This is a genomic window from Micromonospora sp. NPDC005205 (assembly GCF_040608275.1).
GTDB lineage: Bacteria > Actinomycetota > Actinomycetes > Mycobacteriales > Micromonosporaceae > Micromonospora.
In genome coordinates this window covers 40,725-56,498 of record NZ_JBEXHV010000023.1, presented here as the reverse complement: position 1 = coordinate 56,498, position 15,774 = coordinate 40,725, and the positions used below count along the sequence as shown (strand labels likewise).

General features: G+C 71.4%; 14 protein-coding genes and 1 riboswitch. Of the genes, 5 read left to right on the top strand and 9 right to left on the bottom strand.

What is annotated here, in order from left to right; genetic code table 11:
* Window positions 1-438 precede the first annotated feature (438 nt).
* The gene (locus ABZU43_RS29250; RefSeq protein ID WP_355009630.1) at window positions 439-1,617 is read left to right on the top strand and encodes an ABC transporter substrate-binding protein; all 1,179 of its coding nucleotides are present in this window, start codon (window positions 439-441) and stop codon (window positions 1,615-1,617) included.
* A gap of 242 nt (window positions 1,618-1,859) precedes the next feature.
* Here ABZU43_RS29250 and ABZU43_RS29245 read toward each other — a convergent pair whose 3' ends face one another.
* Together ABZU43_RS29245 and ABZU43_RS29240 are read right to left on the bottom strand one after the other, a co-directional pair.
* Complete coding sequence (locus ABZU43_RS29245) at window positions 1,860-2,717, bottom strand: ABC transporter permease (RefSeq protein WP_355009629.1); 858 nt, start codon at window positions 2,715-2,717, stop codon at window positions 1,860-1,862.
* 103 nt (window positions 2,718-2,820) lie between these two features.
* Entirely contained in the window at window positions 2,821-3,852 is a 1,032-nt protein-coding gene (locus ABZU43_RS29240; RefSeq protein WP_355009628.1) for an ABC transporter substrate-binding protein, read from the bottom strand.
* 270 nt (window positions 3,853-4,122) lie between these two features.
* Here ABZU43_RS29240 and ABZU43_RS29235 point away from each other — a divergent pair, with 270 nt between their 5' ends.
* The 4 genes from ABZU43_RS29235 to ABZU43_RS29220 all read left to right on the top strand — a co-directional run bounded on the left by ABZU43_RS29235 (window position 4,123) and on the right by ABZU43_RS29220 (window position 9,338).
* The gene (locus ABZU43_RS29235; protein ID WP_355009627.1) at window positions 4,123-4,908 is read left to right on the top strand and encodes an ABC transporter ATP-binding protein; all 786 of its coding nucleotides are present in this window, start codon (window positions 4,123-4,125) and stop codon (window positions 4,906-4,908) included.
* Between the two features lie 2 nt (window positions 4,909-4,910).
* The gene (locus ABZU43_RS29230; protein WP_355009626.1) at window positions 4,911-5,861 is read left to right on the top strand and encodes an LLM class F420-dependent oxidoreductase; all 951 of its coding nucleotides are present in this window, start codon (window positions 4,911-4,913) and stop codon (window positions 5,859-5,861) included.
* Window positions 5,858-6,166 carry a cupin gene (locus tag ABZU43_RS29225; protein WP_355009625.1) on the top strand — a complete coding sequence of 103 codons (309 nt, stop codon included), beginning with the start codon at window positions 5,858-5,860 and terminating at the stop codon, window positions 6,164-6,166. Before ABZU43_RS29230 ends, ABZU43_RS29225 begins: the two co-directional genes overlap by 4 nt.
* 76 nt (window positions 6,167-6,242) lie before the next feature.
* Complete coding sequence (locus tag ABZU43_RS29220) at window positions 6,243-9,338, top strand: hypothetical protein (RefSeq protein ID WP_355009624.1); 3,096 nt, start codon at window positions 6,243-6,245, stop codon at window positions 9,336-9,338.
* 142 nt (window positions 9,339-9,480) lie between these two features.
* Here the strand turns inward: ABZU43_RS29220 and thiC are convergent, their stop codons facing one another.
* The 7 genes from thiC to ABZU43_RS29185 all read right to left on the bottom strand — a co-directional run bounded on the left by thiC (window position 9,481) and on the right by ABZU43_RS29185 (window position 15,363).
* Window positions 9,481-11,073 carry a phosphomethylpyrimidine synthase ThiC gene (thiC, locus tag ABZU43_RS29215; protein ID WP_355009623.1) on the bottom strand — a complete coding sequence of 531 codons (1,593 nt, stop codon included), beginning with the start codon at window positions 11,071-11,073 and terminating at the stop codon, window positions 9,481-9,483.
* Between the two features lie 17 nt (window positions 11,074-11,090).
* Entirely contained in the window at window positions 11,091-11,876 is a 786-nt protein-coding gene (gene thiD, locus ABZU43_RS29210; RefSeq protein ID WP_355009622.1) for a bifunctional hydroxymethylpyrimidine kinase/phosphomethylpyrimidine kinase, read from the bottom strand.
* Window positions 11,873-12,613, bottom strand: coding sequence for a thiamine phosphate synthase (locus tag ABZU43_RS29205; protein WP_355009621.1), 741 nt, complete (start codon window positions 12,611-12,613; stop codon window positions 11,873-11,875). Before ABZU43_RS29205 ends, thiD begins: the two co-directional genes overlap by 4 nt.
* Window positions 12,610-13,389: a thiazole synthase gene (locus ABZU43_RS29200; RefSeq protein ID WP_355009620.1), complete on the bottom strand. Its 780-nt coding sequence runs from the start codon at window positions 13,387-13,389 to the stop codon at window positions 12,610-12,612. Before ABZU43_RS29200 ends, ABZU43_RS29205 begins: the two co-directional genes overlap by 4 nt.
* Window positions 13,386-13,586: a sulfur carrier protein ThiS gene (gene thiS, locus ABZU43_RS29195; protein WP_238667543.1), complete on the bottom strand. Its 201-nt coding sequence runs from the start codon at window positions 13,584-13,586 to the stop codon at window positions 13,386-13,388. The genes ABZU43_RS29200 and thiS overlap by 4 nt, the downstream gene beginning before the upstream one ends.
* A complete protein-coding gene (thiO, locus tag ABZU43_RS29190; RefSeq protein ID WP_355009668.1) occupies window positions 13,577-14,740 on the bottom strand; it encodes a glycine oxidase ThiO in 1,164 nt (387 codons plus the stop codon). Before thiO ends, thiS begins: the two co-directional genes overlap by 10 nt.
* A complete protein-coding gene (locus ABZU43_RS29185; RefSeq protein ID WP_355009619.1) occupies window positions 14,737-15,363 on the bottom strand; it encodes a thiamine phosphate synthase in 627 nt (208 codons plus the stop codon). The genes thiO and ABZU43_RS29185 overlap by 4 nt, the downstream gene beginning before the upstream one ends.
* A riboswitch (TPP riboswitch) is annotated at window positions 15,358-15,467 on the bottom strand. It overlaps the preceding gene by 6 nt.
* Window positions 15,468-15,774: the final 307 nt, after the last annotated feature.

Here is a 15,774-nt window from a genome sequence, read left to right as displayed (position 1 = left end):
GCCTCCGTCGTTTCTTCCCCGCCTGAGCCGCCGAGCCATGCCGTAAGCGGAGGGGACCACGCGCGGCACGGCCGCGATTTCATCAGAGATGATCGTGTTTGGGAAGCCGCAGTGAGGTAGGAAACGGTCGGACGGAGCGCATCCCGTGATCCGGGCAACTGATACCTTCATTTCCGCAAGCCCCTGAACAGGGCATGTAACTCCAGAGTGGTCACGCGTGTATGCAAAGTGAGCTTTTGCAAACATTGCGTTACCCCAGCATGTGGGATGGCCGTCCCGAAAATGCTGCCGGGGTCCGCGCTTGACCACAGCGCCGGCCATTGGCAAGGTTTTGCAGGCTTCGCGCACACCGTACGGCAGAGGAGATCCCGTCCTCCACTGAGGACGGATTAGCGGCGGTGACCGGGCAGCGCCCGCGCCCGCACCTGGAGGACTGAGTTGAGCCCCATCCGCTCCGCGACCATCGCGGCGCTCGCATCGGCCGTAGTGGCCACCACGCTCACCGGCTGCCAGTTTGGTGAGGCGGAGAAGGACACGAGTCCGATCGTGATCGCCGCCGATCTCGAACTGTCCGGCGCCGCAGCCACAGTTGGCCGGACATACCAGCGCGCCCTAGAACTCAAGGTCGATCAGTTGAACGCCTCCGGAGCACTGAACGGCCGGAGGATCGACCTGAAGGTGAAGGACAACCGTTCCGACTCGGCCGAGTCACTTCGCAACATCGTCGACTTCAGCAGCGATTCGAAGGTCAGCGCCATCATCATGGGCGGCTGCAACGAATGCGCGGTCGGAGCCGTCGGGACCATCAACGAGAAGCGGATTCCCACCATTGCGCTGGCCGCTTCCGGCGCGATCGCCGCACCGGCCGCTGAACGGCGCTACGTGTTCAAGCTGGGCCCCAACGCCCCGGACAGCGCCGCCGCACTGACCACCGAACTGCGCCGCAACAACATCCGTAAGGTGGGGATGCTGGTCAGCGACGACGACTACGGCCAGGAGGGCGCGACAGCGCTCAAGAGCGAGCTCGACAAGGCCAAGATCACGCTCCGACAGCAGCGGGTCAAGACCACCGACACCGACGTCAGCCAGCAGGTCCAGCAACTCGCGTCGGGCAAGCCCGACGCGATGGTCTTCTGGACCCCGCCGGAGCAGGCGACACTGGCCGCCACCACCGTCCAGCAGACCGTCTTCCGTGGGTCGATCTACTTCGACGCGGCAGCGGCCGGGGACCTCTTTCTCGGCGCTGCGGCCAAGGCGACCGAGAAGGCCACGCTGATCTTCACGCAGACGATGGTGATCGATGACGTGATCGCGACCACGCCGGCCAAGGCGGCGCGGCGGCAGTGGTTCCAGGACTACACGGCCCGCTTCGGTGGCTACAACGGGTCCTCGTCGTTCGCAGCGGACGCCGTCCAGCTCATCGCCGACGCCGAACTGCGCGCCGGTGGTGAGATCGGGAAGGTGGACCGCAACGGCATCCGGGACGTGCTGGAGACGTCCCAGATGGACGGCCTCTCCGGCCCGATCCGCATGACGCCGGACAACCACAGCGGCCTGATGCCGCAGGCGCTCACCACGCTGGTCGCCCGCAACGGGCGCTGGCGGTTGGCTGGGTAGACGCTCGGGCCTCATGTCGTCTGGTCCCGGCGCTCTTCGTCGGGTGCCGGGTGGGGTGTGGCCGACCGTGCCCGGCTCCGGGCGGTCAGGCTTGATCCCTCCGCCGGGCACGGTCGGCCACACCCTCTGCGCCAGCAGCGTCGACGAAAAGGGCCGGTCTCCACTGGGAGGCCGGCCCTTCGCGTTACTGGGATTTGATCTTGGTCTGAGTCCTGGTGCTGGTCGTTGATCTCTTCTGGTGGTTAGCGGCTGCTTGTGGTTTCTCGCACCCAGGGCAGGGCGAACCGCTCGATCAGCAGGAGCGCCGAGTAGAGCAGGATGCTCACCAGCGCCACCAGCATGATCGCCGCCCAGGCGGTGGCGGTGTCGCCGACACCGGCGTACTGCGTGATGACGAAACCTAGGCCGCTCTCGCCGGCCTGGAACTCACCGATCACCGCGCCGATCGCGGCCAGTGGCATGGCGACCTTGAGACCGACGAAGATCTGCGGCAACGCGGCCGGGAAGCGCACCTTGCGGAAAGCCTGCCAGCGGGAGGCGTTCCAGGACCGCACCAGTTCGGCCAGGTCGGCCGGCGTGGTGGTCAACCCGGTCGCGGTGGACAGCACGATCGGGAAGAAGCAGAGCAGGAACACCATGGTCAGGATCGGCTTCTGGCCCCAGCCGAGCGCCACCACCAGCAGCGGACCCAGCGTGATCTTCGGCACCGCGTTCACGGCGACCAGCAGTGGCGTGAACATCCGCTCCACGGTGCGGGAACTGGCCAGCGAGAGCCCGATCAGCACACCAGCGGCCACCGAGAGGGCGAACCCGGTCAGGATCTCCAACGTGGTGTCCCAGGTGTGCTCCAGCAGCTGCGCCGGCTTGTCGACGAACGCGGTGAGCACGTCGCCGGGTGGGGGCAGGGCTGCGGGGTGAACCAGCTCCAGCCGGGCGATCAGCCACCACGCCGCCAGCGCGACCAGGATGCCGACCGCGGGCAGCACCGCCTCGGCTCCGGCCCGCAGACCGGCACCTCGACCCGCTCGCCCCACCTCGGGGCCGGCACTCGGGGGCGGAGGTTCCGCCACCGCCGGGTCCGCTGACCGGACGTCGGTCATCTCTGTCCTCCTCGAAATCCCACGGCCCGCCGGGGGCCGACGAGCGACGGGGGTACGCCCCACCGGGATCGGCGGGACGTACCCCCTGATGACGACCGGACGATCAGGCCTTCGGCGCGAGGCTGAAGTCGATGATCTGCTCGGGGGTGATGTTCTGCTTCAGCGCGCCGGCGCCCTGCAGGATGGCGATGCTCTTGGCGACCCGACCACTGTCCAGGGTGCCGATCGCGGTGCCGGTGTTGCCGGAACGGACGTACGCGGCCATCAGCTCCAGCTCGGCGGCGGCGGAGACCGGGTTGGTGGCGTCGACGTTCTTCTTCAGGATGTCGGCGGCCTCCTTGGAGTTCGCCAGGCTGTACTCCAGGCCCTTGAGCAGCGCCGCGGTGAACTTCTTCACCATCTCGGGCTTCTCCTTGGCGATCTTCGAGGAGGTGATCAGCACGTTGCCGTAGAGATCCTGCATCACGTTGCTGTACGGCAGCATGACGGCCTTCTTCTTGGCCACCGCCTCGATGGTCGGCTGACCGACGACGAACTGACCGATGCCGTCCACCGAGCCGGAGGCCAGCGTGCCGATCAGCGCCTGGGCCTCACCGTTGACCCAGGTCACCTTGGTCGCGTCCACACCGGCGAGCCGGGCGTACGTCGGGAACAGGTTGCGGACGACGGAGCCGGGGGTGTCGGCGAGCTTCTTGCCCTCCAGGTCCTTCGGCGAGCTGATGTTCTTGCCCTCGACGGTGGCGATGCCCGCCATGGTGCGCTGCTGGATCGCGGCCACCGCGGTGAAGTCCTTCGCCTGGCCGTTGCCGAGCTGGAGCAGGCCGCCGGTGAGGTCGATCGGGCCGAAGTCGGCCTGGCCGCCGACGACGGTCTGGATCACACCACCGGTGCCCTGACCGGCCTTGATCTCGACGTCGAAACCGGCGTCCTTGAAGAAGCCCTTGTCCTTCGCCACCCAGGCGTAGGAGTCACGGCCGAAGTTACCGAACGAGGTGAGGTAGGTCACCTTCGTCAGCGTCGTCCCGTCGCCGCCCTTGGCATCGTCGGCCGAATCCGACCCGCTGCTGCAGGCGGAGACAAGGGCGAGGGTGGTGGCCAGCGCGGCCGTAGCGACCGTACGGGTCAGCCTTCTCATCAGTGCACCATGTCCTTTCCGACCGGGGCCGGCAGGCCACCGGAGGGGGTTGTCGTGACGGGCCGGCGGGAGGGGTGGAAGCCGGGCGCCGCCGTCGTGGGGGGACTCTTCGCGGGCACAGCGTACGAGAAACCCACAGTTGCGACGCCAGGCGTATCGGGTTGCGGAACGGAAACAACCTGACGACCACCCCAGCCGGTGCGATACCTCGACAGGGCGGCTAGCCTTTGTCGGATTCCTGACCGTCCACTCAGCGGAGGTACGCCGGAGATGATCCGACTGTCCGGGGTGTCCCGTACCTTCGAGGGCCGATCCGGCCGGGTGGAGGCGCTGCGCGGTATCAACCTCGACGTCGCCGAGGGCGAGTTCGTCGCCGTGCTCGGCCGCTCCGGCTGCGGCAAGTCCACACTGCTGCGGCTGATCGCCGGGCTGCTCCCGCTGAGCGCCGGTGAGATCACCGTCGCCGGTACGCCGATCGCCCGCCCCCGCCAGGACATCGCCATGCTGTTCCAGAAGCCGGCGCTGCTGCCCTGGCGCACCGTGCTGGACAACGTCCTGCTGCCGGTGGAGATCTTCGGCTGGAGCCGCGCCAAGCACCGGGAGCGGGCCCGGCAACTGCTCGACGTGGCCGGGTTGGCCGGCTTCGAGAAGCGGCTGCCGCACGAACTCTCCGGCGGAATGCAGCAGCGGGTGTCGCTGTGCCGGTCGTTGATCGGTGAGCCCCGGGTGATGCTGATGGACGAGCCGTTCTCCGCACTGGACGCGCTCACCCGCGAGGAACTCTCCGGCGAACTCCAGCGGGTGCACATGGAGAACAAGCCGACCATCGTCTTCGTCACCCACTCGATCGACGAGGCGGTGCTGCTCGCCGACCGGGTGGTCGTGCTGAGCCCGCGCCCAGGCCGGATCCGCAAGGTCGTCGACGTGAACATCCCCCGGCCTCGCACCCTGGGCCGCAACGCCCACCTGGCCGACGTCGCCCAGGTCAGCGCCGACCTGCACGAACTGCTGATGGAACGCGAACAGCCGGCCACCGCCGGCGCGGAAGGACACTGACAATGCGGGTGTCGGTCTTCACCGAGCCGAACCGTGGCGCCAGCTACGACACCCAGCTCCGGTTCGCCCGGCTGGTCGAGGCCTGTGGCTACGAAGGTTTCCTCCGCGCCGACCACTACCAGTCGATGGGCGCCGACCCGGGCCTGCCCGGCCCCACCGACGCCTGGCTGACCCTCGCCGCGCTGGCCCGGGAGACCGAGCGGATCCGACTCGGCACCCTGGTGACGTCGGCCACGTTCCGCCTGCCCGGCCCCCTCGCGGTGATGGTCGCGCAGGTCGACCAGATGAGCGGTGGCCGGGTCGACCTCGGCATCGGCGCCGGCTGGTACGAGCGCGAGCACACCTCGTACGGCATCCCGTTCCCGGCGGTCGGCGAGCGTTTCGACCGGCTGGCCGAGCAGCTTGAGGTGATCACCGGGCTGTGGGGAACCCCACCCGGCGAGACCTACAGCTTCACCGGCGACCACTACCGCCTGGTGGACGCTCCCGCCCTGCCCAAGCCGGTGCAGGTGCCCGGCCCGCCGATCATCGTGGGCGGGCGTGGCCCCAAGCGCACACCCGAACTGGCTGCCCGGTACGCCGACGAGTTCAACATGCCGTTCAAGTCCGTGGCCGCCACCGCCGCAGCGTACGACCGGGTGCGCGAGACGTGTGAGCGCACCGGACGGACGGAGTCCGGGCGCGCCCCGTTGGTGCTGTCCGCCGGAATCGTCGTCGCCATCGGCCGGACCGACGCGGAGGCCCAGCATCGGGCCGCCCCTCTGCACGAGAAGAGCGCTCTGCCACCGGAGGACCCGGTGGTCGGCTCCCCCGCGCAGCTCGCGCAGCGGCTCGGCGAGTTCGCCGCGATCGGTACCACCCGGGTCCACCTGCGCCTGATCGACTTCGACGACCTCGACCACCTTGAGCTGATCGCCGCCGAGGTGCTGCCCCAACTGGACGGAGCACGATGACCGACGTGATCGACGGAACCGAACTCGGACCGGTGGGCCAGGAGATCGTGTTCGAGAACGACCGGGTCCGGGTCTGGCACATCCGCCTCGAACCCGGTGAGCGGCAGCCGCTGCACCGGCACGACCACCCGTACCTGGTGGTGGCGATCGAGGGCGCCAAGAACGTCGTACAGACCATCGACGGCACCCTGATCGACGCCGTCGAGCCCACCGGTGGAGTCGTCTACCGGGACCCGGGCGCGGTGCACATGCTGACCAATGTCGGGGATACGACTTACCTGGCTCGGCTGGTCGAACTCAAGTAGACCCGCCGATGGCCACCGGCGTGCCGCGCGGCGCGCCGTTGGCTATCGGGTGTACCGGGTGCGTAACGTGCCGGACATGGCCTTTCGGACCTGGGGCAGACTGCTGCTCACGGCGCTCGGGGTGAGCGTGCTGGCCGGAGCCGGCCAGCTCGGCGTCGCGTACGGTTTCGGCATCGTCCGCCTGACCGGCGCATTCACCGGTACGACAGTCAACCAGTGGCCGGCCCAGCTGGTCTGGGTGGGCTGGTTCGCCGCCAACGCAGCCGTCGCCGGCGCCGTCCTGACCGGACGCCTCGCTCGCCGTGACGCTCCGGCGGCCAGCACCGGCCGGCAGTTGGCGGTCGGCGGCGCGGCAGCGCTCGGTGCCACAGTCATCGCCCCGCTCTGCATGCAGCCCGCCCGCGCTGCAGAGCTGATCTCCGTCGACCCGGTCTGGGCGGTGGGTATCTGCGCCATGGTCGGTGCGGTGATCGGGGCGGGCGCGGCGATCGCCGTCCTGTTCCGGCCCGAGCTGGGGTGGAACATGGCGGCCGTGGCCGGCACGGTCTGGCTGCTGGCGCTGATCTCCGTCCTACCGTCGCTCGGCACGGCCGGCCCACTGCCGACCGTCCGGCTCGGCGTACTGGAGCCGAGTTGGCTCGACGACGCCGCCGCACAGCGACTGGCGATGCTCCTGCTGCCCATCGTGGCGCTGCTGGCCGGCGCGGCGACCGCCGGGCTGGCTCGCTCGCGGGGTCAGGCTCCACTGGTCAGCGGAGCCACCGGGGTGGCCGGTCCGGTGCTGGTGGCGTTCGCCTACCTGACCGCCGGTCCGGGCGACGCCGTGGACCGCTACCAGACCGCCCCCTACTACGGCTCGTTGATCGCGATCCTCGCCGGAGCGCTCGGCGCGGCCGCCGCAGCGCTGCTGCGCTGGCCGATGGGCACCCGTACCAACGATCCGCAGGCGATCGAGCCCACCGCCATCCTGCGCCCGCTGTCCACCGGCCCGGCGCTGACCAGCGCGCCGAACGACAAGGACAGCGCGGCGAACGGCGGAGACAGCGCGCCGAACGACACTGACAGCGCCGAGGGCACCGACACGGAGCTGGCCACCCGCACGACGCCCGCCGGCGTCGTTGCGGGTCCGTGGGCGACGGGCGATCCCGATGCCGTACGCACCGTCCCGGCCCACTGGGACTGGCCGGCGACCACAGCGAGCGGACAGCACGGTCCGGCTCCCGCCACTGCTACTGCCGCCGCACCGGCTACTGCCGCCGCACCGGCTCAGCCCGCGGCCTGGCTGACCGCGCCGACCGGTGAGTTCACCGCCGCCGGGCAGACGCCCGCGCGTCAGGATGATGTCCTGGCCACTACCGAGCCCTCGGCCGGCGCGGACGTCAGCATCGTCACCGACGCCACCGCGACCGGCACGACGGCCGGCCGCGCCGACGCCGCGACCCCGACGGGCGGCCGGGCCGTCGACGAGCCGACCAGCAGCACGGCGACGGACCCGAGCGGCAGCACGGCGACTGACCCGAGCGGCAGCACCGCGACCAGTGGCAGGCCGACCGGTGGGCGCACCACCCGCAAGTCCGCCGACACGGCGAGCGCCACGGGCGCACCCGGTTCCGGCCCGACCAGCGCGGGCAGCGGCGCCGAGGCGACCAGCACGGCATCGCCTGGCACTGACGCTCCCAGTCCCGACGCCACGGCGTCGACGGGCACGGGACCAGCGCCGAGCACAGCTGGCACGCCCGACCACGGCACGCCCGAGGCGCCGCCGACGATCAAGCCGCGACGCAGCCGCAAGCCGAAAGCCAACCCGGACGCCACCGCCTCCGACGTGGCCGACGGCACGTCCTCTGCCGGTTCGGCAACCCCCAGCAAGACGACCGCTCGCGAGACGACCACCGACGCGACGACCACCGACGCGACGACCGCAAGCAAGGCGACCACCGACGCGACGACCACCCCCGAGACGACCACCGGCCGCGCCACGAAGGGCACCCGGTCGGGCAGGTCCGCCGACAGCACCGCCACCGGCACTCTGGCGTCCAGCCAGGGAAGCCTGGGTGAGCTGTCGAGTTCGACCTCCGAGGTCACCTCGGCTGCTGGCTCCGACACGGCAGCAGACCGGACCACCGCTACCGGCGCGAAGCGAGCACCGGCCACCTCCGCCACCGGCGCAAAGCCAGCACCTGCCACCTCCGCCACCGGCTCGAAGCGAGCACCGGCCGCGTCGACGACCGCCGAAATCGGCGCGACGCAGGTGCCGGCCAACCCGGAGTCCCCCAGCACGCCGACCGACGCCACACAGACCCCGACCACCGGGACGGGGGCGACACCAGCACCGACCACCACTGCCTACCAGGTTGGCGCGGAAGCCACCCCGCGCGTCCCGAAGGCCGGCACGGGCAGCGAGGCAGCAGCGGCCGACGCGACCAGCGATTCCGCGATCGCCGGGGCTCGTGGCACCGACAGCGCGCGGTCCGACGCCGAGGACGTTCCGGCCGCCGGGTTGTTCGCGGCGACCGCCGCCAATGACCCGGACACGGACCGGTGGACGCCCGCGCCGTCGGCCTGGCCGGTCACCTCGACGTGGACGGTGCCACCGCAGGCCTCCGAGCCGGGGGCAACGGCATCGGCGGGGTCGAGCAGTCCTGACGCGCCGACCGGGCCGAGGCCACGGCATCGGGCACCGTTGCCGGACCTGAGCCGGGCCGGCACCTGGAACGCGTTCGACACCTCCCGGCGCCGCGGGTCCGCGGGACCGCAGGACAGCTCGACGACACGGACAGCGCCAACCGAAGCCGGCGAGACCGCTCCGGCCGAACACCCGGGCCGGCCGGAGGGCGCGCCCACCGGTGCGGACACCAACACCGGCACCGGCACCGGCACCGGCACCGGCGATCTGACGCCTACCGACACCACGTCGGCAGAACCGACGCAACCGAAGGTGGCAGGGCAGCCCTCCCGGCGAGGGCGGCTCGGTGGGCTGTTCCGCCGCAACCGCTCCCGCGCCGACGAGGAGAGCCCGAAGACGTCGGATGAGACGGAGCCGCTGGCGTCCCAGGACGAGGAATTCGTCGACTGGGTCGCCGGCCTGAGCAAGCCGGTGTCGGACAACGAGCCCGAGCAGGAGAACAGCCGCCGGTCGTTGCGCTCCACCGGTCGACACCACCGCGACTGACTCCACCACGCAGACGCACCGACCGGTCGTCTGACCGACCCCGCGACATCGCCACGCGCCGGGCCGCGCAGGCCGACACCGGCCAGGCGGGCCGTCCCTGCGTCGCCTCGCAACACAGGGACGGCCTCCGCCCGCGGGGAAGTCAGGCGAGCGGCAGGTAGACCCTGCTCCCGCCGGAGACGAACTCCTCCGACTTGTCCTTCATGCCGCGCGCCGCGTACTCCTTGAGCTCTTGGGTGATCTTCATGGAGCAGAACTTCGGGCCACACATCGAGCAGAAGTGCGCGGTCTTCGCCGGCTCCGCCGGCAGGGTCGCGTCGTGGTACGAGCGCGCGGTCTCCGGATCCAGCGAGAGGTTGAACTGATCCTCCCAGCGGAACTCGAACCGCGCCTTCGACAGGGCGTCGTCCCAGGCCTGCGCGCCCGGGTGCCCCTTGGCCAGGTCCGCCGCGTGTGCCGCGATCTTGTACGCGATCACGCCCGCCTTCACGTCGTCGCGGTCCGGCAGGCCGAGGTGCTCCTTCGGCGTGACGTAGCAGAGCATCGCGGTGCCGAACATGCCGATCATCGCGGCGCCGATCGCCGAGGTGATGTGGTCGTACGCGGGCGCGATGTCGGTGGTCAGCGGACCGAGCGTGTAGAAGGGCGCCTCGTGGCACCACTCCTGCTGAAGGTCCACGTTCTCCTTGATCTTGTGCATCGGTACGTGCCCGGGGCCCTCGATCAACACCTGGACGTCGTACGCCCAGGCGATCTTCGTCAGCTCACCGAGGGTGCGCAGCTCGGCGAACTGCGCCTCGTCGTTGGCGTCGGCGATCGACCCGGGGCGCAGCCCGTCGCCGAGGGAGAACGTCACGTCGTAGCGCGCGAGCAGCGCGCAAAGCTCCTCGAAGTTGGTGTAGAGGAAGTTCTCCTCGTGGTGCGCCAGGCACCACGCCGCCATGATCGAACCGCCTCGGGACACGATCCCGGTCACCCGGTCCACGGCCAGCGGCACGTACGGCAGGAGCACCCCGGCGTGCACAGTCATGTAGTCCACGCCCTGCTCGGCCTGCTCGATCACTGTCTCCCGGAACACCTCCCAGCTCAACTTCACCGGGTCGCCGCCGACCTTCTCCAGCGCCTGGTAGATCGGCACCGTCCCGATCGGCACCGGCGAGTTCCGCACGATCGCCTCACGGGTCTCGTGGATCCGCTTACCCGTGGACAGGTCCATCACGGTGTCCGCGCCCCAGCGGGTGGCCCAGGTCAGCTTCTCCACCTCCTCCGCGACCGACGAGCTGACCGCCGAGGTGCCGATGTTGGCGTTCACCTTGACCAGGAACGCCTTACCGATGATCGCCGGCTCGCACTCCGGGTGGTTGACGTTGAGCGGGAGCACCGCCCGACCGGCGGCGATCTCGGCCCGCACGAGTTCCGGTTCGACGTTCTCCCGGATCGCCACGAACTCCATCTCCGGCGTCACCACGCCGGCCCGCGCGTACGCCAACTGCGTGGGCCGGCGATTGTCCACCCCGGCGAGCGGTGTGCCCGCACCCCGCACCGGTGCCACGTCACCCCGCTCGGCGATCCACCGGCCGCGCAGCGCGGGCAACCCCACCAACGGATCCGATCCCGGGCCGGACGTGTCGTAGAGCCGCACCGGCGGCAGGTCACCGGTCAGCCCCACCTCCGCGAACGGCACCCGGACATCCGGCCGTGAACCCTCGACGTACACCTTGCCTCGTGCGTGCATGACAGCCTCCCTGGTGATCAAGCGGACCAGCCGAAGTGGTTCAGCGGCCCGCGCCCCGCGCCCAGCTCCCAGCCCCGCGCGCCGGTCAGCGCACGGAGCACGTACTCCTTGGCGGCCCCCACGGCGTCCGGCACCGGGTCGCCGAGACCGAGCCGCACCGCGATCGCCGCCGAGAACGAGCACCCGGTGCCGTGTGTGTGCCGGGTGGTCACCCGGGGTGCGCGCAACACAGTGGTGACGCCGCCGCCGTGCAGCACGTCGACCGCCTCGCCCCCCTCCAGGTCACCGCCGGTGACCACCACGTACTCCGGGCCGCCGGCCACCAGGGCCTCGGCGGCCACGACCATCGCGGCCACGTCGCCCACCGGGCGTCCGGTGATCGCCGCGGCCTCCGCGCAGTTCGGGGTCGCCACAGTGGCGTACGGCAGCAGCCGCTCCACAGCACCCACCACGCCGAGCCGGTGACCGCTCGTGGCGACCAGCACCGGGTCGACGACGAGATGGGGCAGCCGGCCGTCCCGGGCGGCCTCGGCCACCACGTCCGCGATCGCCGGGGTGCCGAGCATCCCCGTCTTCACGGCGCAGACTGTGAAATCGGTGAGCACGCTGTCCAACTGCTCGGTGACAGTGCGCGGGGGCAGCGGCAGCACCGCGTCGACACCCCGGGTGTTCTGCGCGGTGACCGCCGTGAGGACGCTGGTGCCGTACGCGCCCAGTGCGGCGAAGACCTTGAGGTCCGCCTGGATGCCGGCGCCGCCGCCGGAGTCCGAGCCGGCAATGGTCAGTAGTGTTCGCGGGGTCATTTGCTCTCTTTGGTTGCGGTTTGGGGCTGCGGCCGACAGTGCCCACTCCGGGCGGTCAGGCTTGATCCCTGCGTGGGCACTGTCGGCCGCAGCCCTGACGTGGGGACCTGGGTGACCCCGCGCCGGGTTCGGGTCAGCACAGGGGTGACCGCCTCGACATAAGCGCTGGTCAGACTCGCCGCTGTTTCGGCGGGGTCTTCTGCTCGCATCAGTGCGCCCAGTACGGCTACTCCGACGACTCCTGCTTGGACGCAGGCGATCACCTGTTCCGGTGTCTCGACTCCGCCGAGGGCCAGCAGGGGCACCGGGCTGGCGCGAACCAGGCTGCCCAGGCCTGCAACGAGCAAGGGTGGGCCGTAACCCGGTTTGGTCTTCGTCGGCCAGACCGGGGAGATGGTGGCGTAGTGCTCGGTGGTCAGGCGGTCCAGCTCGCTGCGGTCGTGGCAGGAGCGGCCTACCAGGGGGTGGGTTGGCGGCGGGTACGGGCCGGCGGCGGGCAGGTGCACGGCGTCACCGCCGAGCGGGTCGGGGCCGGCCACGATGAGGGTTCCGCCGACGTCGGCGAGGATCGCGCGCAGGTCGGCGGCGAGGGCGACGCGTTCGGCGCGGGGCAGGTCCTTCTCCCGCAGCACCACCCAGCGCACTCCCCCGGCCACGGCTCCCGCCACGACCCGGTCGAGCCCCTCCCGCGCGACGAGCCGGTCGGTCAACACGACAACCCCGGACGGCGGGGTCACAGCTCGGGTCTTCCCTCGTCGGGGGTGGAGGCGAGCGCGTGGAAGCGCCGCTCGATCCGGCCGGCCTGGGCCGCCAGCCGGCCCGCCTCGACGGCGTACCGCATCGCGGTGGCCATCGCCACCGGGTCGGCCGCCCGGGTGACAGCGCTGGCCAGCAGCACCCCGTCACAGCCCAGCTCCATTGCCAGCGCCGCGTCGGACGCGGTGCCGATGCCGGCGTCGAGGATCACCGGCACGTCCACACCCTGCCGGATGAGTCGAATGTGGTGCGGGTTGCCGATGCCGAGCCCCGAGCCGATCGGCGAGCCGGCCGGCATCACCGCCGCGCAGCCCACGTCGGCGAGGCGGCGGGCGAGCACCGGGTCGTCGCTGGTGTACGGCAGCACTGTGAAACCGTCGGCGACCAACTCCTCGGCGGCGCGAAGCAGCTCCACCCCGTCGGGCAGGAGCGTCCGCTCGTCGCCGATCACCTCCAGCTTGACCCAGTCGGTGTCGAACGCGTCCCGGGCCAACCGGGCCACCTTCACCGCCTCGGTCGCGGTGTGGCAGCCGGCGGTGTTCGGCAGCAGGCGTACGCCGCACCGGTCCAGCAACTCCAGCAGCCCACCCGTGGAGCCCGGTGCCGTGCCCACCCGGCGCAGCGCCACTGTGACCAGCTCGGTGCCGGACGCCCGGATCGCCTGCTCCAGGACGTACAGGTTCGCGGCACCGCCGGTGCCGAGGATCAGCCGTGAGGTGAAGGTCTCCCCACCCAGCTCGAACGGCACGCCGCTCACCCGCCCTGCGCCGCGGTGAGCACCTCGACCCGGTCACCGTCGCGCAGTGCCCGTGCCGGCCAGCCGGTCCGGGGCACCACCTCGCCGTTGACAGCGACCGCCACCCCACGTGGGTGCGCCACGATGTCGCGGACCAGGTCCGCCACTGACGCGCCGGCGGCGACGCTGCGCCCGGCCCCGTTCACTGTCAACTCCACAGGTCCCCCTCCACACCCGGTTCAGGTCCGCCCGACGCGGCCACCGCGGCACCGCCGAAGCGGTCGGCCCGGAAGGGCGCGAGCATCGGGTCGGGTACGCCGCCCAGCACCAGGTCGGCGATCAGGTCGGCGGTGATCGGGGTGAGCACGATGCCGTGCCGGTGGTGCCCGGTGGCGACCAGGACGTCCGGTCGGTCGGGCAGCGGCCCGAGGATCGGCGCGTTGTCCGGGGTGCCCGGGCGCAGCCCGGCGACCGCCTCGACCAGGTCGTACTCGGCCAGCTCGGGCAGCAGGTCGACCCCGGCGCGCAGCAGCCGTTGCACAGCACCGGCGGTGACAGTGGTGTCCGAGCGCTCCTCGACCGTCGCGCCGAGCACCACCTCACCGTCGGCGCGGGGCACCAGGTAGACGTGCTCGCCGTCGGCGTACCCCCGGATCACGTGCCGGAAGCCCGGCGCGACGCCGTCGGGCGCGCGGAGCCGGAGGATCTGACCTTTCACCGGCCGCACGGGCAGGCCGGTGAGCGCTGTGGCCCCGCAGCCGGCGGCGACAACGGTGATCGTCGCGTCCACATCGGACAGCTTCCGGACCGGCTGCGGCACGAGCACCGCGCCGGCCCGCTGCGCGGCCGTGCGCAGTGCCGGCACCAGCAGCCGGGGGTCGACCTGATGGTCGGTGGGCGCGAGCGCGCCGCCGCGCACCCGTGGGGCGAGCGCCGGTTCGCTGTCGCGCAGCTCGCTCGGGCGCAGCGGCGTCACGGGCAGGCCCAACCCCTGCTGGTACGCCCACAGCCGGCGCGCCTCGGCCAGGTCGTCGCCGGTGAGCCCGACCATCAGGGTGCCCTCGGTCCGGTAGCCGATCTCGACCCCGGTCGCCTCGGTCAACTCGGCGGCGAACGCCGGCCAGCGGGCAGCGGATGCCAAAAGCAACCCGGTCAGCTGCCGCTCACCGAAGTACGCCTCGGCGACCGGAGAGAGCATGCCGGCGGCCACCGCCGACGCCCCCGAGCCGGGTGCCGGATCGTGCACCACCACCCGCAGCCCGCGAGCGGCGCAACGCCAGGCGATGGCCAGCCCGATCGGCCCCGCCCCCACTACTGCCACGTCCGGCCGGACCCGGTCGCTCGACGGCGGTGACGGGGACCGGCCGGTCAGCACGTCAGGGCCTCGATCAGCTCGGCGGTTGCCCGTGCCGGGTCGGCGGCGGAGGAGACGGCGCCGACCACCGCCACCCCGTACGCCCCGGCGGCCCGCAGCGCCGGCACCCGGGCCGCTGTCACTCCGCCGATCGCGATGACCGGAACGTCGACGGCGTCGACGACGGCGCGTACTCCGGCGGGCCCGATGGGGTCCGGCAGGCCGGTCTTGGTGCTGGTGGCGTGACACGGACCGACGCCCAGGTAACTGGCGCCCGCCGCGACGGCCTCGGCCGCCGGGCCCGGCGCGCGAGAGGTGGCGCCCAGCACACCGGTGGGGCCGAGCACCCGGCGGGCGGCGGCGACCGGCAGGTCGTCGACGCCGACGTGCCCACCTGCCGCGCCGACCGCCAGCGCCACGTGCAACCGGTCGTTGACCAGGCAGGTCGCCCGGTACGGCGCGCAGAGCGCCAACACCCGCCCGGTCAGGTCGTACGCCTCGCGGTCGGTGGCGGCATCCTCGACCCGGACCTGCACCACCAGGTCGGCGTGGGCCACGGTGAGGGCGGCGCGGACCACGGCGAGTGGGTCGCGACCGGGTCGGGTGTCGGTGACGAGATGCAATCGCCCCAGGGACGGCATGGCAACGCTCCTCCCTGCGCCGGCATTATCCGGATCAGGTTCGACGGTCGGGGGCTGTCAGCCCCCCTCTCAGCCCGGTACACCGGGCTCCCGTGGGTTACTTGCGTGTCACCGTACGACAGATCCGGCGGCCTGCCAAGGCGCGGGGTCGGCGGTGGCCGGCCGGGCCGGCGCGTCAAAACGAGCTAGATCCAATGGGGCACTTCATACGGTCCTGTTCGGAATGTCGCCTCCCGTTGCAGAACCGTTACCCGTCCGCATCTTGCCCGACATCGAACCAGCCGAATTAATTTGTTCAGCGATTCGACAAAATGTCGGTGGGGGCACCCTGGCACGGTGTGACCACCGGCTCCATCAGGGACGGCCTTCGGCGAGCCGACTCCCGCGAGCTCTGTCACTACGACACAGGAG

Coding starts and splice junctions, on each gene's coding strand:
- ABZU43_RS29245 (WP_355009629.1), bottom strand. CDS start 2,717: ATGACCGACGTCCGGTCAGCGGACCCGGCGGTGGCGGAACCTCCGCCC.
- ABZU43_RS29240 (WP_355009628.1), bottom strand. CDS start 3,852: ATGAGAAGGCTGACCCGTACGGTCGCTACGGCCGCGCTGGCCACCACC.
- ABZU43_RS29235 (WP_355009627.1), top strand. CDS start 4,123: ATGATCCGACTGTCCGGGGTGTCCCGTACCTTCGAGGGCCGATCCGGC.
- ABZU43_RS29230 (WP_355009626.1), top strand. CDS start 4,911: ATGCGGGTGTCGGTCTTCACCGAGCCGAACCGTGGCGCCAGCTACGAC.
- ABZU43_RS29225 (WP_355009625.1), top strand. CDS start 5,858: ATGACCGACGTGATCGACGGAACCGAACTCGGACCGGTGGGCCAGGAG.
- ABZU43_RS29220 (WP_355009624.1), top strand. CDS start 6,243: ATGGCCTTTCGGACCTGGGGCAGACTGCTGCTCACGGCGCTCGGGGTG.
- thiC (WP_355009623.1), bottom strand. CDS start 11,073: ATGCACGCACGAGGCAAGGTGTACGTCGAGGGTTCACGGCCGGATGTC.
- thiD (WP_355009622.1), bottom strand. CDS start 11,876: ATGACCCCGCGAACACTACTGACCATTGCCGGCTCGGACTCCGGCGGC.
- ABZU43_RS29185 (WP_355009619.1), bottom strand. CDS start 15,363: ATGCCGTCCCTGGGGCGATTGCATCTCGTCACCGACACCCGACCCGGT.